This window comes from Enterococcus sp. BWB1-3, assembly GCF_016745275.1.
Taxonomy (GTDB): Bacteria; Bacillota; Bacilli; order Lactobacillales; family Enterococcaceae; genus Enterococcus_L.
Window position 1 is genome coordinate 56,253 of sequence record NZ_JADOEP010000008.1, and the last position, 24,961, is coordinate 81,213.

Here is a 24,961-nt window from a genome sequence, read left to right on the forward strand (position 1 = left end):
CTTTCTCCTTCTCAGGTGTTATTATTCGCCAGACGAATGGCTTCCTTCTCTGGAAAGACAACTACATCCGGCGTTAACAATAATTCTTTGGTGCGGTCTGCCTTCGGCAGAAGATATACCACTGCCGCCTCCCTTGTCTTTCCTGCCTCAAGCGAGTCTTCTCCTGCTTCAAGCAGCGTCTTAATCTCACTATCCAACTCGCCCAGGTCCATTAAAGAAACCAGTGTCATCGGTGTGCTGCCCGCAGTTGCCTTGATTCCCTTACTCCATTGCTCTTTGGGAGAAAAGGATGCTGTGCTGACATTTACACAGGTAAAACGAAGAACCAACAGGTCTTCCTCTGTCGTCCAATCCACTTGTTTATATCCTGTGATTTGCAGATCAACTATATCATTGTTCATTGTCCCCAAGTCGTTACCAGTAGTCGCCCCCTCAGAAGTATCAGTAGTCGCTACACCTGTTTCTTTCAACGTCTGGACAGATTGCTCAAACAATGCCTTACGCTTGGCATCTGACTGATCATCCGGACTGTAAAACTGAAACTCCACCAAATTGGTGTCTGTTGCCACGTAAAAGAGGTGAACCCACATTTTTCGTTTTTTATAGGTACTTTCTGCCAGATAATACACGCCCGGCCACTCTCCCACCTCAAATTCTGTCGGAGTCATGCTTCCTTCAACACTATACAGTTCTTCCAAAGTCGTCTGAGTTGTCTCAAGCAGGTCCTCTTTGGCTAACCCCGGTACCTCCTCTACCCGAATAAACATTCGAGCTGTACTTTGGCTGTCCTCAGCACCAAATACAGCGGCTTGATTAAAGACTTCCTTATACGCCTCAACTGCTTCCCATTTTTCTGGCAGAGAAAAGCGATACGCTATTTCGTTACCGGTAAAGCTCACCGTCTCTGCAGACAGTTTGCCTTGTCCACATCCCGTCAGTATCAGAAGCAACAGGCAGAAAACGACAAGTACTCGCCAGCTAGTTTGTGTCATCTTCGACTTCCTTTCTCTGTTTCCTTCTCAGCATCCACATCATACCAATAAACAAGCCCGTGCAGCCCAACAGCAGTCCTACCCCGATTGCAAAGCCTGGCGGCAGATAAACAAAACGGATCTCATGCTCACCGGCAGTCACAGGAACCGTTAAAAAAGCCTCTTTGAACGGAGTGATTGCTACTTCCTTACCATCAATATAGACACGCCAGCCTCTGTCATAGGGAATGGTCGTAAACAACACCTGATCATCTGCTGCGTTTACTTTACCGATCGCTACACGCCCCTCTGTCACCATCTCCACGCCTTTGTTCTGAATCAGTTCAATTGCTGCCGCATACTTCTCTGTATCCAACACCAACACATCCGGTTTATACAGACTGACATGTGTCTGCTCCAATGTTCCCCGTGGAAACGTCGTTGTCACTTCCACTGTCGTCGTTTCCTCATAATACCCAATATTATAATACTGCCCACTGTTTGGCAGACTCATAGAACGGGTTATCTCGTTGACCGTTAACTGAACATCCATCCCGCTGGACAGACCAAAATCGGTCGGAACAAGGCTTAAATACCCCTGGCTGTGGGCTGGAACAGTGACCGACCAGGTCACTGATTTGTTTTTCCCTGGCTGCTCTTCTCCAATGTTCAGAATTGTACCATTTTCTTTTTCTGTTAAAATTGCATACTCCGAATCCACAATTGTTGCATCTTTAACCGAATAGAAATCCAGCTGCTTTCCTGAGAAATACTGAAACAGCTCGGTTTGATTGTTCAACACACCCTCCTGATAAATCCCCTCATCCGTTAGAATCCCCAACGGCAGAGCATAACGATTTTCATACAGGCTGTAGTCACCGTTTGTAGCGACTTTTTCAAAACCGAACTTCATCGGATCTCCCTTGGCAATGTTATACTGAATCCCCACAAGGGCGTCGCCCAATAACGTATTGTTTGCATATTGAATATTCAGATTAGTCCCCAGCGAACGAAACCCAAGAGCATTCACATACTGTGACGAATGTCGGTTCCGGATTGATGAGAACATTCCTACACCAGAATACCCAAAATTAAAGCTGTCATTTAATGTAAGTCTGTCCAGATTTTCCATACGGAAAAACGTTTCCTGTGAATCATTTGCAAGATCAGTCAGCGTTTGAATCTCCTGATGTCCGGTAGTATAGAGGACCCGGCTTGGATAGCCCCAATCCTGACGGATTCCGGTAATCATTGCCCGAGTGTTGACAAAGGCTTCTCCACACATCAACAGAACCAGCAAGGCCAGTAAGCCCCTATGCCAAGTCGGTTTTTTCTCCCAAAGTAGATAAATCCCCAGATAAATGATCAAAAGACCAAAAGTAATGTAAATGGTTTCAGTGGTGATAATCCCATAACGCTTCTTGTTCGACAGCAGCAGAAAAGCCAGAAACACACCGCCGAGGCCTAAAAAGATATTCATCAATGTATTCATCTGTCTGCTGGTATATCGTTCTAATCCATAACCAGCTAACAATAAAATTAAAAAAGCAATCAAAAAACTAAACCGAAATAAAAACATGTTCGGCGCATGAAGCCCATGCCAAAATAAGTTCAACGGGTAGATATAAATACTCCCAATCAACAGAACAAATAAGCTGCCATAGCCCAGACGTTCCTTCCATGTGGTCTGTCTGCTGACAAAATAAAACAGACAGAAAATCAACGGGAGCAGTCCGGCATAAACAAAGGCCATACTTTCATACTTAGATGTGTCATAGACCCCCACCATCAATTTTGCCACCATATCCCAAGGCCCTGTATCAGCGGTCACTAGAGTCTGTATACTCGTCAAACTTTCCCCATTGCTGCTAAGATCCAGCAGGGTAGGTAAAATGGTCACCATGGAGGCGCCTCCGGCCAACAAGGATGTTGCCAAATACAGCCCGATCTGTCTTTTTGCTTTCTCCCAGTGAATCAGGGTACGAATCAGAAAATACAGGAAGCTAAACACACCAACCATGAATGCCATATAAAAATTTGAAACAAACAAGACCAGATAACTGATAAACAACAGGCCTGGTTTTTGCTGATCCATCAGCCGATGGATTCCTAAAATAATCAGAGGAAGATAAACAAATGTATCTAGCCACATAATGACCTGAGAATACCCCACCGCATAGCCTATCAGCGCATAACTGACACTCAGTCCCGTCACCATCCAAGGAGAAAGCTTACGATAGGTTACCCGGCCAAACACCCAAAAGGACAAGCCGCTGCAGCCAAACTTCAAAAGTGTCAGATAGTATAGGGTATCCGGCATGGCATAGTTGTCAAAAAATACAACCAGCGGACTGAACAACCCATTTAAGTAATAGGCCATCAGCGACCAGTAATTCAGGCCCAAAGACCCGGACCATGTATAAAATATGTTTTGTTTTCCTGTAAGAACGTTATGTAAGCTGGCATGGAAATTCGAATACTGGACAAAGGAATCACTGGACAGAATGGTCAGCTCACTTCCCGGATAAATCCCATGACGCCAATAAACGATTGCCAGTATTAATACCGGCAGTAAAAAACTCAGCAGCGCAGCAGCGCTGTTCTGATTCAACCATTTTTTCTTTATTGTCTGTATCATCGTCTTCTCACTTTCTTTCATTTATCTGTCCTTCTAGCCCACCAATCGGATAATAACGTGACACCACCACACCTTCAATCTGATCCTGTCTGATCAAGCCAAAGGCCCGGCTGTCAGTGGAGTGGTTTCGATTGTCGCCCAATACAAAGTATTGGTCTGGTGGAATCTCTGTCAGGTTTGTCAGAGACTGAGCAACACCTTCGCTCACAGTCAGTTTGATGGTCCCGTCAGGTAAAGAGGATAGCTCCTCTATTACTGGCAGCTCCTGCCCGGTTTCTTTAGGCAAAAGATACAGGGCCGTCCCATCCACCAGCAGAGGATCCCCCGGCAAACCGATCACCCGTTTCACATATGAGTCATCGGGCGCATCTGCAGGAATAAAGGTTACAATGGCATAGCGTACAGGGAGTTGATGCTTATTGAACAAAATCCGATTATTGGTTTGAAAGGTTGGTGCCATCGATCGGCCATCTACCCGGTGAGTGCCAAACCGGAAAAAGAAAAGCCCCAGCAAAACAGCCAAGCTCAATATAATCAGTGTATCTCGATAGCGACTGACTCGTTGACCAACTGTCTGTGGCGCTGAAGCTACCATCTTAGGGACTTTTTTCACCTTCACGCGCATTCTTTTTGGTGTTTGGACACTACCACCGACAGTTGGTTTCTTTTTCTTAGAACGTGGCGTATGTTGTTGACGAGGACTGATCGGTTGTGCCATTGCCTGACGAGTCTGTGACTTTTTTTGTATACGTTTTTTTGACGATACAGCTGACTGCGTTACACTCACCTGCACACCTCCTTGTCTGTTAAAACTGAGTCATTTGATGTAAGGGGAAGATACGGGCTGTTACTACCCCTATCACCACCTCTTCCGAAACAAAACCGAAACTTCGGCTATCGCTGGCATAGCGACGATTGTCACCTAATACAAAATAGCTGTCTTGTGGGACCCTACTTTGGCCCAGTAGCTCCTGTAAAATAAAATTTGCTGTTGCCGGTGTGCTATCTTCACTTTCTCCGATGCTAGATAAAAAACGTTCTGGGATTTCCTCTCCATCGATCCAGAGGTGTCCTTCCTGATACTCCACTGTTTCTCCCGGCAGACCGATCACGCGACGAATCAGTCGCTGCCCAGTCTGTGGATTCTTGATATATACCAGACTAAATCGTTTGATGCTTCCCCGTTTTCTCACCAACAGTCGCTCCTGATCATTCAGTGTCGGAGTCATCCCGTAACCGTCCACTACTGGTAAGGAAAGCGTCAGATAGCCTATACTTCCTGCCAGCATACTCACAATAGCTATTGTAAGACCCAGCTCGATCAAAAAAGTGCGTAGTATTCGGGATCGTTTCTTTTTTCTTTTTTTCATTTTTACATATGTATGAGAAGAAGCACTAACTGAACGGCTTCGTCTTTTTCTACCCGACTTTGGTTTTTCTGTATTGTTTACTCGTTTTTTCTTTTTCGCAGCTGCTTTCTGCAGGTTCACTGTAGAAGACGCGTTCCCGCAATCATCGGAAGCCGGTCTCCCTGTTTTTCTCTGTTTCTTTCCCTGCTTAGCCACAGCTGTCTTCTTCTGCTTCCCTGTTCCTTCTGTGTAGGCCTGCGGCTTTATTTGTCGTTGGTTGGTGGCTGCTCTTTTTTTCTGCACGCTTCTCCACCTTCTTACTGGTTCTTCTTCAATGCGGCTTCATTTACCTTAAACTGCTTAAAGACTTTTGTCTGACTTTCTTCTGCTTTTTCAATATCTGTTAGATAGCCCTGAATGGCTTCTGTCGCCTGTAACGTTTCCACCCTCTGTCCATTTAGGTTCACACCTAATTCTCTCAACTGAACAAAGTATCGGTTCAACAGCTTTTGATTGTCTTCTGTCAACCCCTGATAAGCCTTTCGTGCCCCATAACTGCCCAGTCGTCCTGACAGCTCATGGATATTTTTAAAGGATTTCTGCGGCGTTGTGCCAGCTTCCAGCTCCTGCAGCTGTACTACCAGCTCCTCCAATAAATAATAACTTTGAACAATGGCTTCTGAATCTTCTGCCTGTAAATGATACTGTTGATAGTAGCGGGTATAAAAACTGCCCCCACCTGCCAGTAGTGCCAATACCAGTAGAACAATCCAACCGGTACACTGACGGCTGTACTGTGCACGCAACTCTTTCTGTTGTCGTTTCCACCGTTTTCTCTTTTTTTTGTTTTTAGGCGGTCGTCTCCCCGACAGCTTCTTCATTCTGCCTCGGGTTCGCCCCCAGAAAAAAAGAAAGAACAGCCCGAAAAACAAAAAGAGAAGGGCCGCAGCTAACAGCGAAACGAATGACCAATCTAATACACTCATTTCTTTCCCTCCTCTCCATTACTTACTTTCTTTTTTTCTTTGTTTTGCGTTGTTTTTTCTTTTTCTTACGATTCAGGTACACAATCAAAAAGAGGACTCCACCAAGCACCAGCCCGCCTCCGACAATCAGTCCCACCAACAGCCAGTTGATGCCTTGTTCCTGAGTCAGCTGTACATCCTGTTTATTAAATTTGTCCGCTTCTTCATCTGTAATCGTGAAGTCCTGATCCCATTCCCAACTTCGGTCACCGGCAGTGGCCACAACACGAGCATGATAGTCCCCAGGTTCCATCCGTTCACCATTCATGGAGATAGGAAAGTCCACCATACTATTTGGAGCTACCCGCATATTGGCTTTCTTTGTATCATAGATGACATCCTCACTACCTTGTTTAGTAATTTGCGCTTCCACAGTCAACGCGTTCAGGTATTCTGCTTCCACATTTGAAAAGTTTACATAGATCGTATTGCGGGCATTGTTGGTACCTGCATATACCTGATTCAGTTCCAAATTCGGCTGTACCTCTGTATCGGTCTCTGTCAACATCATACCAATCAAAAAGGCATATTCATTAATCAATCCAGTCTGTCCTTTTCGGGCTTCTTCATCTATTTTTTCCTTCAGCTGAATCCCACCAGAAATCACGCCGTCATAGCTTACCTCCGGCATTGTGATGGCCAGATCCAGCGTCACCACTTCTCCCGGCGGGAGAGTCACCGTCTCCGGTCCTTTTACCAAGTCCTTGAAATCGTACTTTAACGAAGCATCGTTATCAATGGCGATAGGACCATATTCAATGACGCCGTTCCCATTGGTCTTGGCCCCATTTAACGAAACTTCCACCGTTTTTTCTACCCCTCCATTGTTGGCCAATTCAATCTGAACCGTTTGTTGCTGGCCAGGACTCATCCGTAAATCAAAGTACCCGATCGTCATATCTCGCTGATTCTCTGGAAACATCACCTTGTATGAAAAACCCGCCGGGTTGGCATTCGTGTCAGAAGATCCTTCTTCTGCATATGTCGAGGTCGCAAAACCTCCCAGTCCTACTATGTATAATAGCCCAATCATCAGGCTGATCCATCGCTTGTTCATCTTTTTGTCTTCCTCGCTTCCTTTTATGAAAGAAGGTCGCCGACTTGAGTCAAGCCGACGCCCTCCAACACATTAAATCTTCTTAGTTTACAGACGCAAGTGTCCAAGTGATTACTGCTGTGTAATCCCCTTTTTTCGCTGTTGTTACTGGAATTTCAAGAACAACTGATTCTGCTCCAGTTGCATCAGATGCTGTACCGAAGTTCAATTCGAATTGTCCGTATCCTTTCCCTGCACCACCTGCTGGGTTGTCGATAAATGTTTGTTTTTCACCAGTGTCACCGGCTAATGTTACTGCACTTGTTGTTACGCCTGCAGGATCCAATTCAGCTGCTCCACCGTTGTTGCTTAACCACATGTTGTTGTATTGGATTGTCGCACCAGTTAATAGCACACCTGTACCTGTTTTGAATTGTTCTGATACTTCTGCTTGCAATGTATATTGGTGATCCGCTGCTTCACGGAAGTCTTGGAAAGATACAAAGTTTTGTACGTCAAATTCATCAGCATTACCTTTGTTTGCTGCAAATAATTCAGCATTCCAAGTTGTTTGAGAACCTATACCAGCCACGCTGTGCTCGCCAAATTCTAATGGTGTTACAAAGATCATTCCGAAATCACCTGGGTTTACCATAGATGGATCTGTAATCTGTGTACCATCAGAAGAACCTGGATCTGTGATTGTTGGTACACCTGAAGTGTCAGATGTGAAAGCAATATGCCCGGTACCGGTACCAATTTTTGGATCTTCTACCGCTTTTGTAGCATTTGGCAACGCAATTGCCAGTCCTGCTGCTGCTACTAATGCAGCTCCGCATAATTTGTGTGATAATTTCATGTGTGTTTCCTCCTAATGTGTGTGTGTTTTATTTATGGCAACTCGGCTAATATCCAAGTTAACACCGTTGTGTAAGTAACCGGGTCCTTTTTGGTTGCCCCCGGTATGGACAACTTGATGGCGCTGTTTTCATAAACCTGCTGGTTTTCATAGGCCGCATCAACGACAGGCTGACCATCTTCCGTTATTTTAGGGGTCAATGTACTGGTTAATCCTAATGGATTCTCCGCTGAAGCCCCAAAGGAAATCGACCAGGTACCTGAACCCGTACCCACGGCAGCTTCTGCTAGATTATAGGTAGAACCGATATTGTCCAGATGAATGACTTCTTTGGACACCACCGGTGCCTGAACCGCTGTCTGGGCGGAGTTAGTCCACGCCTGATCTAGAGACAGCACGGCACCATCCAGCTGTCGGTTCGGGGTGTCAGGATTATAAAACTGCATCTCCTGCCGAAGCTGTAACGTCCAGCCTAAAGCACCACCCCGGTAATCCGAAATCTGGATAAAGTTTCCCCGGGCTGCCGTACCGTCGTGAAACAGCTGGGCATTGACCGGATAACTGGTATCCTTTGATGACAGCCTATTCGCTGAGAAGCTCAGCTGCGGAACAAATTCGATGCGCAGGTCTCCGTTGGTCCTTGGACTTTCACCCGGATCCACCGGTGTATCCGGATGTTCCGGATCCTTGACCAGCCCGTCGCCTTCATCCCCAGCAAACCGTACGTGGCCATTGCCGGCTGTACTTGAGGTTTCCGCCTGTGCAGACACAGGAAGTGCTGCACAGAGTACGCTCCCAAGAACTAGACAGCCAAGCAGATGTGTTAACGTCTGTTTCATTCTTCTGCCTCCTTTTTCCTACGTTTATAAAGGAATAAGAGGAAGGCAGCAACAATCAGAGCTGCTCCGCTGATGGACAGACTTTTCTTCACCAGTTCCCCTGTAGAGGGGTATTTCCCAGCCGGTTTGGTTACCGGCAGTTCAGAAGAGCTGACCGAAGGTACAGGTTCTTGCGAACTGCTTGAAACAGGCGGTTCGGAGCTGGAAGGCTCCGGTTTATCTTCATAGAATGTTATTTGTCCATTGGTCTGAACCTGACCGCCGTTACCTTCAGCAAAAGCTGTATTTCCAACTACTGTAAACCCTATTACCATAATCAGAGACGATAATAGTAGGAACAATTTTTTCATTTTCAACACTATTACCTCCTTTTTATGGTGTAAACGTATCCGCAACAGTAAACTCAATGACAGCTTGGTACTCACCAAGTTTTCGATATTGCGTAGCAGAAACATCCATCACAAAGCCATTGTCTTTGTTTTCCCATTCCGACTGACTGACATTATAGTCACCTGCGGCAGTCTGTTGGGTGATTATAACTGCCTGATCTAAGCCCATTGTTTCTATTCCATCATCATTTTTATATTTCAATGAAGTTGGCAACGTATAGTTTTCATCATCCACAGAAGTCATTACCTTGGTAACTGTCGCTGTCAATGTCCAGTTTGAAGCAGTAGCACGGCTGTCATTCACAACTAAAGCTGTATCAAATGTTGGCTGGTCAGCAAAAACTGCTCCATAGCTTCCAGTAGTTTTTGTTCCAAAGTCAATTTCATTTGGAGCTGAAACTAAACTCAATGTTCCATAAACATCCAATAATTTATTTTCATTGGACTCAGTAGTGATTGGCTCATGGTCAGAGTCAGGATTCACTGGGCCGGGAACAAATGGTGTCTCACGTAAAGATTCACCATCGGCTATTGCCTTATTTATAATAGTTGCTCCAGCACCTGTCGTATTAATTTTCACATTAAACGTAACAACTACTTGATTCGTCGTTATATCTCCTACTTTTACAGACAATGTACGAGTTGCTTCGTCATACTCTACCTGATCTTCTGTCACAGCAGTTCCGTCAATTTTTACATCAGCAGTTGCTAAATCAAAATCAACCTGACTTGGCAGAACATCTGTCAAAACAACAGCATTCCAGAATGTGTCAGCTGTCAAATTTTTGGCCGTTAAAGAATATTCCACTGTATCGCCAACTTGTGCATCGGAAACTTCTATATCTTTACGATATACTTTCGCATCCTTTACAAGTGAAACATCTTCCGGAATTACATTATTAGCTGTAAGACGCAAAGCCTTATCGAAACGATAATCGGCATCACCCGTAATTACAGCATCATGATATCCCTCAAAAGCATCATAACCGTCCACTTCTTTGTTGATATTTCCATAAATACCATCAGGCTCCTGTGTATAGCTTACTGGTAGAACATACTCTGGAACAGGATCGATTAGTGTATTATCTTTTAGGTAAACATCTACTTTATCTGCCTCTTCTACATATGCAGGCAAATTAATCAGCCACTGTCCATTTGCAACTGTTGTAGTAACCAAATTACCATCACTGTCTTCCAGCCATTCATTATTGAGCTTAACAAAGACTTTCGCACCATTTTCATCGCCAGTTCCAGAAATTTGTTTGGTTGCATTGGTTAAATCGGTTGATGAAACAACTTGAACTGGAGGTGTAACATCAATTGTTTTGACAGTCCCCGCTAAGATATCATCAGCCTCACTTGTATGGACACGATCAGATGTTGAATCGGCTCCGCCACGCCATGCAGCAATGACTTCTGCTGTCATTCCTTCAACAGCAAATTGACCATCTGGAATTGGAATAACAAATATTCCTCCGCGCGGATCTTCTCCATAAACACTCAGCCCCGGACTGGTGTCGTCTTTACCGACACTAGCACCTGTTGTTTTAAATGCTGGTGAACCATCAGGATTATAAACTTGCACTTCAATGTATACCTCATCTGTCCAAGCATCTCGGATGTCATCTAGTCCTTCCGGAACAGAAGCATGCCCAAAGATAAATTTGTCAGCATTGGTTGGAATTCTGAGTTCATCAATAATTGCCGAAGCATTATTCGCACTCATCCGTGAATAAGCCCGTGCCCCAATATTTCCATAAGAAGTAGGTGTTGTATTAAACTCGTCAGGAACATTCGTACTGGCTATCGTAACAAAATCAGCACCAGTCAGCGTATAATCAAAAATAGACCATGATCTAAATGGATTTCCGTTAAGATTTGAACCTACTTTCCATACTGACAAATCTGATTGTGTAGAAGTCATTCTCGAACTTGGTCCCCCCGAAAGTGTGTATCCACCACCAGGACGATTATTTCTCATATCGAAATACTTAGGAGCATTTAAATCAAAGGTTAATGTACCTGCCTCAATTGCTCCACCGCTATTTGCAGAAGAACTTCTTCCTTCTAGAATAAAGTTTGTACCCGGACCAACATCTGCACTTAATGCAGATGTAGAAAAAATTGCCGGACCGTCGGCAGCAGTAATATCTACCAAGCTGTCTTTCCCTTCCAAATAGAAGAACCCTGTACCCGTGTATTCTATTCCGCCATTACTATTATTAGAGGCAGAGCCATTATATCCTTCATTGGTAATACGTAACTGTCCACCGTTTGTAACATTCACACCATTACCATCACCATACATCCGAATACCAAAAGCGGTAGTTGCTCTACTAGTGATATCTACAACAGCATTATCAATGTTGAAAGTCATCGCTCCTCTGATACGGAAACGTAAAGCTGAACCTAAATCATAGTTTGCCACCCCAGTTGAATCTTTAAGAAGTTTTAGTTTTGCACCGTTTCTCACATTAAACACAGATCCTAATGACTGTATCTGCAAAGCAGATGTACGGAGCCCTTTACTGTTTAGCTCTGCTCCATCTGACAGATTGAACTCAGCTCCGTCTCCTTGAACACGCATGGTTGCTCCATTGTTAGCAGTCATTGAAGTATTCCCAGAGTCCATATTCAATTGAGTACCTTCACCAGAAATATTAATTGTCGATGGAGTATTTGCGTTGGCTCCATCACCAAAGTCATAACACAAAGCTAAAGCTTCTCTAGTTCTTGAATAGGCATTAAAAACAGCCCCATCAGACATCGTTAATGAGTTTCTCCCTCTTACCCAGTAGCCAATTGTATTGGCATTCAAGTCAAGTGTAGAGTTAGCTTCCATCGTAAAGCTGGAAATCAGTCCATAAATACCATGTGAACCTTGTGCACCGGCAGCATAGTTTGTACTAGTAGATACTGTAGTAGATGTACCATTGTTGGTAATTGCTACTTTTGCATCTTCCTTGATCAGTACATCTGCTTCTTCCATAAGAAAGATAACTGCATCACTATTTGCTGAATTGCTGGTAATTTCTACATCGGCACCTTTTCCTACAGTAAAGCCGGTTCCATAAATACGGTGACCAGTTCCTGTTGGAGTAAGTTTAAACGTTGTATTGTCCTCTACAATAAATTTATTCACATAAAATGAGTAACTCGTTGTATTGGTTGTATTGGTATACTCAATATTAAGGTTAGCTCCATTACGAACGATAAACTCAGCAGCACCAGCTTTTACTTGCGTAGTATTTGCCCCACTGGCAGTTAGATCCAATGTTCCGCCGCTTAAGACATTTACTGAGCCGGCAGCATCAATCTGTGTATTGTTAACACCTGTCGAAGAACCTTTTACAGTTGCTCCGTCTTCAATTGTGATATCACCTGCTGTGGCAATAACCGTTGCATAAGTCGAAGTTGATGCAGCTTCAAGTGTTGAATTTGTTTTCGCAGTAAATGAACCTGTATTGATTACCCTCGTGTAGTTTGCTGAAATAGTACCAGTTTTTACAGAAGCACCTTCTTCAAGTACAACACTTGTCGCAGCATTCAAGCCATAGTTATAGTTTGCAGCTGCTCCATTGGTCGTCCATGTCCCTAAATCAACTGTTGCATTTTCGCCAACCGTCACTGTATTTCCTTGAAAAGCACCACCATGTCGATTGGATGTTTGAGCAAATGTAACATCTGCTCCATCTAATATGTTTAATGATGCGGCTTTAATATGAGGAATATCTGTGTTCGACTGCATACGCAGCTTTGTTGTACCGGAAATATTTACTGTTGCACCCACAGCATCCAAAATAGCACTTTGAGCTGTTGTTGTCTGCGTTCCAGTCGTTACTGAATTCAGGTTAATCGTCCAATTGGTACCATTACCAGAAAAAACTGCTGTTGCGGGAGTTGTGTATTTATGCAAATCCACATTGTTTAAAGTCAACGTCGTTGGACTGCCGACATTCCCCAAAATCACACCATTAACAGTACCTGTAAAGAAATTTATAGTGTTGCCATTCCCATTAATCGTAATATCTCTGGAAATGGTTCCAGGAGTAGCTCCTCCCGTCGGCTTTGTAATAGGACCTCCTAAAGTTATTTCTGAAATATCAGGATTTTGAAGTTCCGAAACAAACTCTGCCCAGGAAGTTACTGTGCCTGCTTCAGCTTTTTGAGCAGTACCCAAAAATATAAATAGCATCGTAACAACTACACCAGCTTTTATAAAATATTGAAGCTTTCTTCCAATTTTCATTATTTTCCTCCTTTCCTCAAAAATAGCGTGTTGATGATAGACAACACATTTATTTCAATTTCTTCAAAAAGGAGATCTTTTAGATTTCATAGTGTGTTTTTGATCTCTGATTTTTGATTAGAAATGAAATACTATATAATTGTTTGTTTTTTCTACATTGGATTGTTGTCCAGTTTTTATTCCATTAACTAGGCTGACAACATATATCCTTTGGAGCGAACTGTTCGTATAACTACTGATTCAACTTCGGCACCTTCCAATTTGGATCGCAAATGAAAGACAAGATTTGCTACTCTGTATTTATTATTTTTATATGGCTTTTGCCAAACATACTCGTAAATCTCTTTATACGAAACGCCGACATGCAAATTGTCATACAACAGCTTCATCAATTGAAATTCCAGTTTGGTTAAAGGAATTTCCTGCTGTGTTGCCTCTAGTTTGATACTCAGGTTATATGGCAGCAATTCAATCCCCAATCCTTTTTCAATTTCAGGCTCTGTTGATTTATTTTTCACTTTTTGATAACGATTCAATGAATTTCTGATAATCAGGTTTACTTCTTCAGGAGCTGTTTCTGAAGTAAATGTACCGTCTACTCCCAGTTGAAGATAAAGAACTTTTTGAAGGGCAGATGGCTGATCGGAAAGAACCCAGATAAGCGGATTAGATTTTTCTTTGATTTTCATAATCAACCCACAGATTACACCAATATTCTGATCACTATCTTCTTTAAGAACAACTCCATCCAGATTGTCTACAACCTTATCCATATTTTCGTTATCAACTTGCAAGACATTGTATCTATTCTTTTCTATATTCTCTATGTATGTAGACTCAAATTCTTTCGCTGAATGATTCACACCTATGTTATACATGTATCTTCCTCCTTCACTTTTATTATTTTGAGATAAAAATAAAATTTCCAATGAAATAATATCTTAAAATTATGATTATTTAGATTGTTTTTCAGATATGAGCAGATAAACAATTATTTCTTTGTATCACAAGAAATCAAATTTAAATATTATCTTCGACAATCCAAATTATAATATACGTATTTTTTAAAGTCTATATAAAATATAAGTAAAATTTCTCATGTTTTTAACATTTAAAAGAAAAAAATGAGAGGAACTTAAAATACAATCATTATTTTTAGCATTTTAAAAGATATCTTCTTGAGAAAGATTTTATTGACTATCAAAAAAAACGTCAAATGGAGAGTGGTAGATATATGGTCAGAAGAGGAGAAAAAAATTGCAAGCGGAAAGATGGCTGCTGGGAAGACAGGTATAAAAAAGCCCAAAATAGAAAAGAAAAAATTGTTTACAAGTATACTTATAGGAATGAATATATAGAAATATGTGAAAAATTGTCAACAAAAAACATAACATTATAGAAGATTCAGAAATATTATTTTGTAGAAGAATGGATGAATTACTGGCTGCGGGAAGTAATAAAGAAACAAGTAAAACAATCTACATAGATTAGCTACGAGGTGAAATTCAGAAATCATATCAGCTTTTTTAGTAAGAAAAAAATATTTTTATTATAAAAAATAATGTATCTAGGTTTTTTTTACTATTTATCACAAAAAAATATTAGGATAATACGTCCGGAAACATTTCTGTTATATTTCAAAAATATCTTAGACGTGTGCAATAAACACTAAATATTCAAAGAACATGTACCTTCACTTGCAAAAAGCTTGAATTATATGGACTTCGAGAAAACTATTGTTCCACTGTTATTATTGGTTTAGCAACAGGAATGAGAATTGGAGAACTGTGCGGGTTGAAATGGACAGATATTGATTTTACTGAAGATATTATAAATATTAAGCATACACTTTAAAGAATTCCTATTCCAGATAACTTAAAGAAAATAAAAATAATCATAAATAGTCAAAAAATAAAAGGAGTATTTCGCAAGATTACATTGGCTAAAAATTTGAACATCTATCTATTATAAAAGAAAAAACAGCTAGTTTCAGAGTATATCGCATCAAACAATGTCAGTTTTATGGAACCAAGAATAATTAATTACAGCTTAAAGAAAACAATTGTAAAATGTAACATTGAATCTTTTAACTTCAATACCTTAAGATATACCTCCGCTGTATGCGGTTATAGAAAGCTGAGTAGCTATTTCTTCATTAAGTAAATTACTAGACCATACTTCCATTGAACCCACACTGGATACCTATACTGATTCACTGTAGGAAAAAGAAGAGAAGTAGTTGAAACGATTGCTCGGCAACAATTTCAGCAATTATTATAAATCATTAAAGAGTCATCAAGAATATTCTTCCTATATTTGAAAATAAGTATTTTAGCTATAAAAATTTAAAAATGATGATGCAAAGTGCTGTAATGGCCGGAAACCTACTATAAATTAAGCATGAATTTCAACAACCGGGAGATTACTTGTACGGCCTTTTCTTGTAATTCACAGTTATTACGTACCAATTGCAAATTTTCTGATTAATAACCATGTATTTTAGAAAGTTTTCTACAGTTTCAGAAAAATATTTTTTCATGCTTTTATTGTATTTACGGGTAGTTCCCCATTGAGGCTTTTCATAAAAAAATGTATACTTCACTTAATAAGCAAGAGGAGAAAATTATATGTATTCATTAGCAAAAAACCTTATTACTGAAAAAGATTTAAGCAGAAAAATCAGTCTTCTCGAAAATTTAGTAAATCATCCGCAATTGACCGCAAAAGAACTGGCGGCCAATATTGGTACAACAGAACGAACTGTTTTTAATGATATCCAATCTTTGAGAAGCGATTTACCTATGGGATGGCAACTGGAAGCCGATGGGAATAATGGCTTGTCGCTTATTTCTGCTGACTATGCAACAACTAATGAAGTCTGGGAATATTTCATGAAGGATTCCATCAGTATTCAACTTATCAAGAAATTACTTTTTTCAAAAAAACTCGCAGTACAGACCTTTGTTAACACTCACGGAATTTCTTTTGAAACACTAAAACGCCACACTAAAAAAGTTAATCAGAAATTAAAAGATTTTCAGCTGCGCATTACTGTCTCTGCCACCGCTATTTCTTTGACAGGTGAAGAATCAAGTATTCGTGTCTTCTACCATCGTCTGCTTCTGCCCTTTACTCATAACAATTTTTTCTTCGAGGAATATGCCATTCATCAAACCAATTACCGTGATTTTCTTGCAAGAATTTCACGAGCAGGTATTGGTATTGAAACAGAAGAAATTTTTGGCACCTGCTGGTTTTTCATAAATACAATTCGAATCAAGGCCGGATGTTTAACAGAGGATTTTCATTTTGATGAAGAAGATGCACTCTTTAAACTTTATCATAAAGATCTGGAAAAACTGTATGCTTCTGAAGGTATTCGGTTAAATAAAACGGAGCATTTCTTTGCCTTTTTCTGTTTCATTGAAAGCTGGAATTACAGTGTTATTCCTGATGCCTTTTTGAAAAATCTTCTATTAAAAGAATATCCTGATTTGTTTGCCGGAGCGAATCGTTTTGTAAGCGGCTTGTCTGCCGCTTTAAATCAAAATAACTTAGATAAATCAGATTTGACAGAGAATCTTGTGCTGTTTTTACTAAAATATTTTGAATCCAAACAGCTTTCTGATAAATTTTTATTGGAATATCATGAGCTTTCATCATTGAGTCAGCGCCGATTTCCGGAGCTATACCAGTTAATCAGTCAAGAAGTTAAAAATTATGGATTAGATTATCTGTCTGATTCAGGCTATGTTATTAATACCTTAGCGTTTCTGATCAAAGAGGCCTTGTATAGTATCAGTCCACGACAAATTACAGCTTATTTTCTTTTCCAAGGTGAACCAGCATGGAAAAGCTTTTTATACAGAGAACTGCAGGATCTTCTGGGAAACAGGGTTCATTTAAAAAACCTGAATACAGATGAGCTCAGCAATTATCAGTTAGAAGAAAATGATATTATTATTTCAAACTATCCATTGCAATACCAATCCAAACAGACAGTTGTTTATGTCTCTTCCATTCCCACACAAAACGAAATGCAGGAAATCAGGGAGCTTATTCGCCCTTTTTACCTCTAAAAAATACAAAAAGCCCATTTACTGTTCAGCATTCTGGCTGTTTTCAGTAAATAGGCTTTTTTAAATTAAATCATTACTTCTTTTGCTGTTTTTCTTGCTTTAATTTTTTTAGACACCAGCTTTTCTACTTCTACAACGAGGAATATAATCAATGTATTCAGCAGAATTGGCAGGTGTTGGCTAAGTGACAATGCTGTTGTCCCAATCATATTCTGTGCGATTGGAAGAAGAAGAACTGCCCCCTGCAAAATGGCCAGACATCCAAGTGAGATGAAAAGGGCCCGATTTTTAAACAGGTTCTTATTAATTGCCGGGTCCAGAAGCTCTCTGCAGTTAATCATGTAAAAAGCCTGTGCCAGTACAATATTTTGTAAAAGTAGGGTCTGTTGTACCTGAATACTGTCATACTGCATTGACAGCAGGTAGGCAGGAATCGTAATCAACAGAGATACATACAGAATTCGAAATAGGCTGTAGCCAGAAAGAATCGGCTCTTTTGGATCTCTCGGCATCCGCTGCATAATTTTCGGATGCGCCTGCTCAAAACCAAGTGCATAAGACAATGTAATGGTTGTCACCATATTCACCCAAAGAATTTGAACTGGTGTCAAAGGTAGTTCCCGATTAGTCAAAAGAGCAAAAATTACAATCAGTCCTTGAGCTAATGCTGTCGGCAGGAAGAAATTGATTGTCTTTTTCAAGTTGTCAAAAATTCTTCTCCCTTCTTTTACCGCACGGGTAATTGTCGCAAAGTTATCATCTGCCAATACCATATCTGCAGCCTGCTTGCTCACTTCACTTCCCTTAATCCCCATAGCGATACCAATATCTGCTTTTTTCAACGCAGGTGCATCATTCACACCATCTCCGGTCATTCCCACAACATCGCCATTTTGCTGCAAAGCCGTTACAATTCTCAGCTTATGCTCCGGGGTTGTCCGCGCAAAAACATCAACTGATTTTACTTTCATCTGTAACTCATCATCTGTTAAGTAATCAATCTCTTTTCCTTCCAATACCTGTGCAGTATGATTCAGTCCAATTTGTCTGCCGATTGATTGAGCGGTATCCTTGTGATCTCCTGTAATCATTTTTACAGCAACGCCCGCCTGTTGTGCTTCTTTGACAGCATGAATCGCTGACTCTTTCGGAGGATCAATAATTCCTGTCAGCCCTATCATTGTCAGCTCATTCAAAATTTCATGTGTTAGCAGCTCATTTTCAATTAATTCTTTTGAAGCAAAGCCAAGAACACGACGTCCTTCTTTAGCCAAGTCAGCGGCTTTTTGCTCCCAATATTTCTGTTGAACACTGGATAACTTTGCTTTTTCAAGCAATACTTCTGGAGCCCCTTTTACAAATAGCACTTTTTTACCTTCCGTATTGCGATGAACAGTTGCCATGTACTTGTAAGCAGAACTGAAAGGAATTTTTTCCAGTTTGTCCAGATACGGTACAGAAAGCGGATCTACATATTTCAGCAATGCCAGTTCAGTTGGGTTTCCACTTAGCTCTTCCAGCTGCTGATCTTCCTGAAGTTTCAAATCCTGACAGTTATTCATAATGGAGAAAAGCCTGGTTTCAGCACTCATTTTTCTGTCAGCCTCTTCGCTGTCCATTGGCAGAACAATATCCACAACAGTCATCTCGTTTTTTGTCAGGGTTCCTGTTTTATCCGAACAAATAACGGTCATCGCTCCCAGTGTTTCCACTGCCGGCATACTTTTAACGATTGCTTTTTCCTGTGCCATTTCCTTTACGCCCATAGACAAGATCATTGTTAGAACTGCCGGCAACCCCTCTGGAATCACAGACACAATCAATGCAATAACAGAAGAAAGAAGCAGGCTGAAATTCATTCCATATCTGAAGGTTGTGAAAAAAATCAGAAATACGATAAAGCCCATCAATCCTTTAAAAATTTGCTTATTCAGCTGATTCATTTTTCGAATTAAAGGCGTTGTCTGTTTTTGAACAGATTGTAATGCCGCATTAATCTGACCAATCTGTGTCTCATCGCCTGTCGCAACAACTGCACCATTTCCTGAACCGGCCTGTACTAACGTTCCTGAAAATGCCATATTGGTTCGATCGCCCAATGGGGTATCTTCTGCCAATTCCTCTTCCTGCTTTTCAACAGGCAAAGATTCTCCCGTGAGTGCAGATTCTTCTATAACTAACTCATGCGTCTCCAATAATCGAATATCCGCCGGAACAACATCACCGCTTTGCAGAACCACAATATCACCGACCACAAGCGTATTAGAATCCACCGTTTTTCTGATTCCTTCTGAAAGGATAACCGCCTCTTGTCCCATCATCTGCTTCAGACCATTCAATGATTCCTCTGCTTTTCGCTCTTGAAAATAACCGATCAGTCCATTAATCACAACAACAGCTAAAATTATACCCATTTCAACATAGCTTCCCGTAATACCTTTCAGCAATGCAGCAACCATCAATACAATCATTAACAAATCGATAAAATGCTTTCCCAGCTTTTGCCAAGTCTTCAATTCATTTTTCTCTGATAAACTATTTGGTCCTTCGCTTTGAAGCTTCATCAATCGTTCTTTCTGATTCATGCCTTCAGATGATATATTTAAACTTCGAGTAATGTCTTCTTTTTTTAGATTGTGCCATTTCATTGCTGATTTCCTCCTGTGAGCTTTCTATTTATACTCTTAGTATACGAGCTTCCAGGATTTATGGAGGTCACGTTTTTCAGCCAGATATGAAAAAAATGGGGCGTGACAAGCATCTGTCCCATCCCCATTTTTTTTCACAATTTTAAACATGATTTAAGAAATTGAATCCTTACCACTTTCTATTTTATTCAACTTACTGTATAAAGTAATGCCCCTTTTTCGTATGCTTGTTGAGCAGGTAGTTTTTCCAAATAGGATTTTAAGTAATCTGCTTCAATACAGGTAATCATTTCAGAACTGTCTCTAAACCATTCTTCCTCCATATGTCCTATATAGAAAAACAGCAGCTGGCATTTCTCGTCAATTCCATGAAGTTTCGAAATACTCTCTGAAAAATTTTCTGCATTTATTTTTGCTATGAGATGTACAGCCTGATTTTGAAGATCCTTATAATATTTTTCTGTTGTTTGATCTATTTTTCCATCAGAAAATCCAGATAATTCACGTTCCCAAGAAAAGTTCATTTTATCACTCCTATTCTGTAACAAAGTCCCATTTATTATTCCAGTACACCCATTTATCGACCGCTCCATCATTATATTTTACAGAAATCTTATTTCGAATTTCATCAACTGGAATATCCAACTGCATTGAATCTGTTGTCTTTTTTAATGGCACTGTATACGTTTTATAGACACTGCCATCCATATACACCGTAAATTCAGTAATATTGGAATAGAAAACCTTCAATCGCTGATTGACCACAGACAGATAGACAGCTTCACCGCTTTCCTTCTTCACACCAGGAACAACTAGTACACTGTCTTCTGCACTGAGCTGTTTATGATTATGTGTATCATTTGGCGGACCAATAATAAATGGTTCTTCAAGTGTGGATTCTCCGATAACTGTTGCTGTTGTTTTAATAGCCTGTGTATCATCTTTTACTACCGCACTTAAACTGAAGGATACAATATTCCCTGGCTTCAATTCTGATTTCAGGTAAACATCCAGTGTATTTTCCGCTGATTTATACTCATAAGAATCAACAGCCGAATTATTCAACAGTTTATCGAATGAATCATACTGGAGCTGATCTGATAAAGTCACTGTTACTTTCGGCTTTTTAACAGGATCCCTTCCGGAATTTCTGCTGTCGCCGCTTCTAACGGTTATTTCGTAAAGCAGCTGGTTTCCTTTTGTTAAAATCGGAATATCTTCCTCATTACGATCAAATCCTTCCGGAACCTCAATAATGATTTCCGGGTTTGACGGCGCCGCTGCTGTTGCCTCAAAATATAGTGATGGAGTAAACCGTTGGTCACCAACCGCGTCATGATACCCTTCATAGCTGTCATAGGTAAAAGCCGACGGATTAATATTTCCTGCCGCTCCATTAGGGGTGTCTGTAAATGTATCCGGCAGTGCCCCGCTTGTCCCTACCACATCAGCAGTATCTTTTGCAAAGATTTCAATAGTTTCTCCTACAAGCAGATAGTCAGATAAGTCAAACACCCATTTTTTCTTTGTCAGTTCTGAATCTGAGACAGATTCACTATCTGCAGTAATTTCTTCATACAATAAATTTCCATCATTGTCTGTCAGGAAATTTTCACCTATTTTCGCAAAAATAAGTACTTTGTCCATCTGTTTCTGATCTCGTTCATCCCATAAATCAATCATTCCAGTCAACTGCTTCGTTGTATCAGTAACTTTTTCCATATCACCTGTCAGACTCATTGGAGGAGTGACATCCTGAACAACGACTGTTTCAACCTTGATGTCTTCTGCATTACTATGAATATTTTGACTGGAAGAAGCATCCATGGAACCGCCGCGATAGGCATCCAGCACGTTGACCCGTTCCCCTTCACGAAGAAAATCGTCTAATTCCCACTCAAAGATACCTCCTCTGGCTGCTTCACCATACACAGCTACACCCGGCAGGACATCATTCATCCCTTTTGTGGACACAATCGCCTTTTCTTTTTCAGTACCGTCAGCATTTAAGATTTGAAGGGTTATCCAAACTTCTTCTTCCCAAGCATCTCTGGATTCACTTCCATCATCAGAATATGGGACCGTTACATGACCATAAACATGTTTATCCGCATTTGTAGGTACTCTCAGTTCATCAACAACCGCCCGATAGTTATTACCAGTCATTCGTGTATACTTATCAGCTCCTTCATAATTAGTGGCGTTGAACTGACCGGGAAATTCAGAGTAAGAAATAGTCTTAAAATCTCTCCCAGTCAACTCATAGCCGATTTTGCTCCAAAAAACATCAGGATTTGCATCCAAATCAACATTGTTTTTCTTTTTCCAGACAGAAAGACTAACATTATTTGAAGTAAACGTCTGGTTATTTCCAAAAATACCGGTTGAAAAAACCTGTCCGCCATTGATACGATTATTCCTAAAATCATAAAAGATGGGTTCATCTATTTGAATATCAATTTGGGCTGCTCCAGCATGAACAATACCTCGTTCTGCGCCATAGGTTGTTCCTTCCATCCGAAAGGTTGAGTCCTTTCCTATGATGAACCGGAAATCACCACTTAGTGCTTCAATTGCAGGACCATCAGAAGATTTTGCATAAATGGTGCTTCCAGGATCCTCGATTTCAAAAAGTGAAACGCCATAGGAATCAACAGTGAATTGTATCGCCTGCTGACCACCTGTATCACCGCCATTTTGCGCCCGGTTATTTCCGTTTTTCACAATATTCACCTTGCCGCCGGATTTAGCAATAAAGCTGTTGTCTCTACCATACAGTCTTACCGCTGCTGCTGCCCCAGAATGCTTAATCACATTCATCTCTGCATTGTTCGTAACAGAAAATGTCTGTGCACCTACCAGACGAAAGCGTAATGTTGAACAATAATTATGTGCTTCACCATCTGCTTCCAAAGTTAAAATACTGCCCTCACCATCCAGATTAAAAACGCCGTCTATAACCTGATTGACAAATGCTGAGGATGTCCTTGGATTATCCTTTCCTGCTTCAGAGCTTGAAGCCTGCGCATAGACATGAACAACCGCTCCTCCCAAAACCTCTGTCTTGGAAATACGTCCGTCTTTTGCACTGCCCTGAAGCGTGATAACCCCGCCGTCAGAACCATAGAATGACCCTTTTGACGTAGCGGTCAGTGTCGTCCCTTCACCTACTACTGAAAAAACGATCACATTACTAGCCCCCTCATAGTTTGCCCAGACTGCTTGTCGCAAATCACTGGCCAAGACGACCTTTGAACCTTGATCTATAATCAAGGATGTTTCAACCGAATTTGTTCCAGGATACAGACGAATAATCGTATGCGCCGCTGTAATTCGTACGTCTGCATTATTTGTTATATGAACATTTGAAGCACAGATTACTCCTTTAAAATTGTTTAAAGACGGGATGGTATTGCTGCTGTACCAATAAAATCTTCCCTGTATGTTGACATTTCCCTGAGGGATACTTAGAAAATAGGGGCCTGCTGTACCAACTTGCTCATAAGAGCCTTCAACATTCTGGATATTAACCGTCCAATAAAAAGAAACTGCTGTATTAGAAGCAAAAATAAAGCCATCATTTCTAGCTGAATAATTTACTGAAAGATTCAACAGCTCAAACGTACAATCTGCCTTTTTAGTATCTCCCAACGTAAACGCTGTATTGGCTGTCGTTGTAAAAGCATACCCTTTTCCGTCTATAGTTAAATCTCTGGTAATATTTGCCAGTCTTGTACTTGTGGCAACAATATTCTCAGCAAATTCAATTTTAGAAACAGCTGCAGTGTTTACTGCTGTAATCAACTCCTGATACGTGCTGACAACAGCAGTTTCTGACTGACTGTCATCCAACAATACAAACTGATTCTTGCTATTTTTCAACGAAAGGTCAGCCATCCTTACTACCGAATTGGTAGATGATAGTTTTTCTGTTTCTGCTGTGGTTCCCACCTCTTCCAACTCGGCTGCTTCAAGATTTTCTGTTGAAATAGCTACCTTGTGTTTTTTAATTACCTTGCCTTTTCGAACTACCTGGAAGGTTTGTTCCTCTGTTTCAAGAATGGGAATCGGCAATGACAGGCGAACCTTTTTATTGGCTGCCTTTATTTTTAGCTGAACCCCATTTTCTTCATTCGGTGCTTCTGTAAGCTCCACTTCATCAGACTGAAAATCCTCAAGTGATTCCATTGAGACAGACATAGCATCTGTTGACTGGAAAAGGATCGTTTCCTCCTTTGGCTGATTGATTTCAATCGTTACATAATAATGACTCTGCTGATCATTGTACTCACTGGAAAGAACATAGTTGTTTTTCCCAAGATTCCCCAAAAAGTTAATAACCAGGATAACCAGTAAAGATGCTGTAAGCAGCAGGCTGCCTATTACCATCAGCAATTTAGGCTGAACAATTCTTCTGCGTTTCTTCTTCATCTGTTTCCTCCTCTACAATAGGTAATTCAAAATATATTCACCTAAACCTTCCAAATTCTTGATATACAAAGATTTACAATCTATTTTCGCCCCTCACTTGCAACAATCTAATTATGCTGTCTTAGATAGTGAAGTAAACGCGTTACAATGGGCAGTATTGAATCACAGTACTTGATCCAGGACTCCGATCAGATTGTAATTTATATTAAAAGGTATTTTATAAATGATATTCAATAATAGAAAATTTTAACTTATGTGGTTCAATGATAGGAACGAGCAGCTAGTGGGATTGCCCGTCTCACTAAAATAAATAAACTAGTGAGAGGGTATGCAATGCTCTGATGGGGATAAATTTATCAAAATTTATTCCCTATCCAAAGAGACAGCGGTATGCGAACTGACAATCAGATACGTTAGCAATAATTCATTCCTGTATTAAAAGTCTGCT

Annotated in this window: 17 protein-coding genes; 3 read left to right on the top strand and 14 right to left on the bottom strand. The window is 40.7% G+C overall.

Annotated elements, in window-relative coordinates:
- Window positions 1-11: 11 nt before the first annotated feature.
- The 11 genes from IW492_RS07765 to IW492_RS07815 all read right to left on the bottom strand — a co-directional run bounded on the left by IW492_RS07765 (window position 12) and on the right by IW492_RS07815 (window position 14,233).
- Entirely contained in the window at window positions 12-992 is a 981-nt protein-coding gene (locus IW492_RS07765) for a hypothetical protein (protein WP_202067046.1), read from the bottom strand.
- Complete coding sequence (locus IW492_RS07770; protein ID WP_442896313.1) at window positions 979-3,630, bottom strand: YfhO family protein; 2,652 nt, start codon at window positions 3,628-3,630, stop codon at window positions 979-981. The genes IW492_RS07765 and IW492_RS07770 overlap by 14 nt, the downstream gene beginning before the upstream one ends.
- The gene (gene lepB / locus IW492_RS07775) at window positions 3,617-4,396 is read right to left on the bottom strand and encodes a signal peptidase I (RefSeq protein WP_202067047.1); all 780 of its coding nucleotides are present in this window, start codon (window positions 4,394-4,396) and stop codon (window positions 3,617-3,619) included. Before lepB (IW492_RS07775) ends, IW492_RS07770 begins: the two co-directional genes overlap by 14 nt.
- 19 nt (window positions 4,397-4,415) lie before the next feature.
- Window positions 4,416-5,261, bottom strand: coding sequence for a signal peptidase I (gene lepB, locus IW492_RS18050; RefSeq protein WP_202067048.1), 846 nt, complete (start codon window positions 5,259-5,261; stop codon window positions 4,416-4,418).
- A 14-nt stretch (window positions 5,262-5,275) separates the two neighbouring features.
- Window positions 5,276-5,944, bottom strand: coding sequence for a hypothetical protein (locus IW492_RS07785; RefSeq protein WP_202067049.1), 669 nt, complete (start codon window positions 5,942-5,944; stop codon window positions 5,276-5,278).
- A gap of 22 nt (window positions 5,945-5,966) precedes the next feature.
- Window positions 5,967-7,040: a DUF916 and DUF3324 domain-containing protein gene (locus IW492_RS07790; RefSeq protein WP_202067050.1), complete on the bottom strand. Its 1,074-nt coding sequence runs from the start codon at window positions 7,038-7,040 to the stop codon at window positions 5,967-5,969.
- An 82-nt stretch (window positions 7,041-7,122) separates the two neighbouring features.
- Entirely contained in the window at window positions 7,123-7,878 is a 756-nt protein-coding gene (locus IW492_RS07795) for a WxL domain-containing protein (RefSeq protein ID WP_202067051.1), read from the bottom strand.
- Window positions 7,879-7,910: 32 nt separating this feature from the next.
- Window positions 7,911-8,717 (bottom strand): WxL domain-containing protein, encoded by an 807-nt coding sequence (locus tag IW492_RS07800; RefSeq protein ID WP_202067052.1) that lies wholly within the window; start codon window positions 8,715-8,717, stop codon window positions 7,911-7,913.
- Complete coding sequence (locus tag IW492_RS07805; protein WP_236671848.1) at window positions 8,714-9,067, bottom strand: LPXTG cell wall anchor domain-containing protein; 354 nt, start codon at window positions 9,065-9,067, stop codon at window positions 8,714-8,716. The genes IW492_RS07800 and IW492_RS07805 overlap by 4 nt, the downstream gene beginning before the upstream one ends.
- A 22-nt stretch (window positions 9,068-9,089) precedes the next feature.
- Window positions 9,090-13,355 carry an isopeptide-forming domain-containing fimbrial protein gene (locus tag IW492_RS07810; RefSeq protein WP_202067053.1) on the bottom strand — a complete coding sequence of 1,422 codons (4,266 nt, stop codon included), beginning with the start codon at window positions 13,353-13,355 and terminating at the stop codon, window positions 9,090-9,092.
- A 188-nt stretch (window positions 13,356-13,543) separates the two neighbouring features.
- A complete protein-coding gene (locus IW492_RS07815; RefSeq protein ID WP_202067054.1) occupies window positions 13,544-14,233 on the bottom strand; it encodes a winged helix-turn-helix domain-containing protein in 690 nt (229 codons plus the stop codon).
- Window positions 14,234-14,548: 315 nt separating this feature from the next.
- Between IW492_RS07815 and IW492_RS07820 the strand changes: the two genes are divergently transcribed.
- The 3 genes from IW492_RS07820 to IW492_RS07830 all read left to right on the top strand — a co-directional run bounded on the left by IW492_RS07820 (window position 14,549) and on the right by IW492_RS07830 (window position 17,434).
- A complete protein-coding gene (locus IW492_RS07820; RefSeq protein WP_202067055.1) occupies window positions 14,549-14,713 on the top strand; it encodes a hypothetical protein in 165 nt (54 codons plus the stop codon).
- A 394-nt stretch (window positions 14,714-15,107) separates the two neighbouring features.
- Window positions 15,108-15,209: a tyrosine-type recombinase/integrase gene (locus IW492_RS18635; RefSeq protein WP_420705931.1), complete on the top strand. Its 102-nt coding sequence runs from the start codon at window positions 15,108-15,110 to the stop codon at window positions 15,207-15,209.
- 773 nt (window positions 15,210-15,982) lie between these two features.
- Window positions 15,983-17,434, top strand: coding sequence for a helix-turn-helix domain-containing protein (locus tag IW492_RS07830; RefSeq protein ID WP_202067056.1), 1,452 nt, complete (start codon window positions 15,983-15,985; stop codon window positions 17,432-17,434).
- A gap of 65 nt (window positions 17,435-17,499) precedes the next feature.
- Here IW492_RS07830 and IW492_RS07835 read toward each other — a convergent pair whose 3' ends face one another.
- From IW492_RS07835 to IW492_RS07845, 3 genes are all read right to left on the bottom strand, one after another.
- Window positions 17,500-20,082 carry an HAD-IC family P-type ATPase gene (locus IW492_RS07835; protein ID WP_202067057.1) on the bottom strand — a complete coding sequence of 861 codons (2,583 nt, stop codon included), beginning with the start codon at window positions 20,080-20,082 and terminating at the stop codon, window positions 17,500-17,502.
- 188 nt (window positions 20,083-20,270) lie between these two features.
- The gene (locus tag IW492_RS07840; RefSeq protein ID WP_202067058.1) at window positions 20,271-20,606 is read right to left on the bottom strand and encodes a DUF7006 family protein; all 336 of its coding nucleotides are present in this window, start codon (window positions 20,604-20,606) and stop codon (window positions 20,271-20,273) included.
- A 10-nt stretch (window positions 20,607-20,616) separates the two neighbouring features.
- Entirely contained in the window at window positions 20,617-24,513 is a 3,897-nt protein-coding gene (locus tag IW492_RS07845; RefSeq protein WP_202067059.1) for a pectate lyase-like adhesive domain-containing protein, read from the bottom strand.
- Between the last annotated feature and the right edge of the window lie 448 nt (window positions 24,514-24,961).

What these genes read in the sequence shown, in the direction of transcription:
- IW492_RS07765 (WP_202067046.1), bottom strand. Translation starts at nt 992, where the DNA reads ATGACACAAACTAGCTGGCGAGTACTTGTCGTTTTCTGCCTGTTGCTT.
- IW492_RS07770 (WP_442896313.1), bottom strand. Translation starts at nt 3,630, where the DNA reads ATGAAAGAAAGTGAGAAGACGATGATACAGACAATAAAGAAAAAATGG.
- IW492_RS07785 (WP_202067049.1), bottom strand. Translation starts at nt 5,944, where the DNA reads ATGAGTGTATTAGATTGGTCATTCGTTTCGCTGTTAGCTGCGGCCCTT.
- IW492_RS07790 (WP_202067050.1), bottom strand. Translation starts at nt 7,040, where the DNA reads ATGAACAAGCGATGGATCAGCCTGATGATTGGGCTATTATACATAGTA.
- IW492_RS07795 (WP_202067051.1), bottom strand. Translation starts at nt 7,878, where the DNA reads ATGAAATTATCACACAAATTATGCGGAGCTGCATTAGTAGCAGCAGCA.
- IW492_RS07800 (WP_202067052.1), bottom strand. Translation starts at nt 8,717, where the DNA reads ATGAAACAGACGTTAACACATCTGCTTGGCTGTCTAGTTCTTGGGAGC.
- IW492_RS07805 (WP_236671848.1), bottom strand. Translation starts at nt 9,067, where the DNA reads ATGAAAAAATTGTTCCTACTATTATCGTCTCTGATTATGGTAATAGGG.
- IW492_RS07810 (WP_202067053.1), bottom strand. Translation starts at nt 13,355, where the DNA reads ATGAAAATTGGAAGAAAGCTTCAATATTTTATAAAAGCTGGTGTAGTT.
- IW492_RS07815 (WP_202067054.1), bottom strand. Translation starts at nt 14,233, where the DNA reads ATGTATAACATAGGTGTGAATCATTCAGCGAAAGAATTTGAGTCTACA.
- IW492_RS07830 (WP_202067056.1), top strand. Translation starts at nt 15,983, where the DNA reads ATGTATTCATTAGCAAAAAACCTTATTACTGAAAAAGATTTAAGCAGA.
- IW492_RS07835 (WP_202067057.1), bottom strand. Translation starts at nt 20,082, where the DNA reads ATGAAATGGCACAATCTAAAAAAAGAAGACATTACTCGAAGTTTAAAT.
- IW492_RS07840 (WP_202067058.1), bottom strand. Translation starts at nt 20,606, where the DNA reads ATGAACTTTTCTTGGGAACGTGAATTATCTGGATTTTCTGATGGAAAA.
- IW492_RS07845 (WP_202067059.1), bottom strand. Translation starts at nt 24,513, where the DNA reads ATGAAGAAGAAACGCAGAAGAATTGTTCAGCCTAAATTGCTGATGGTA.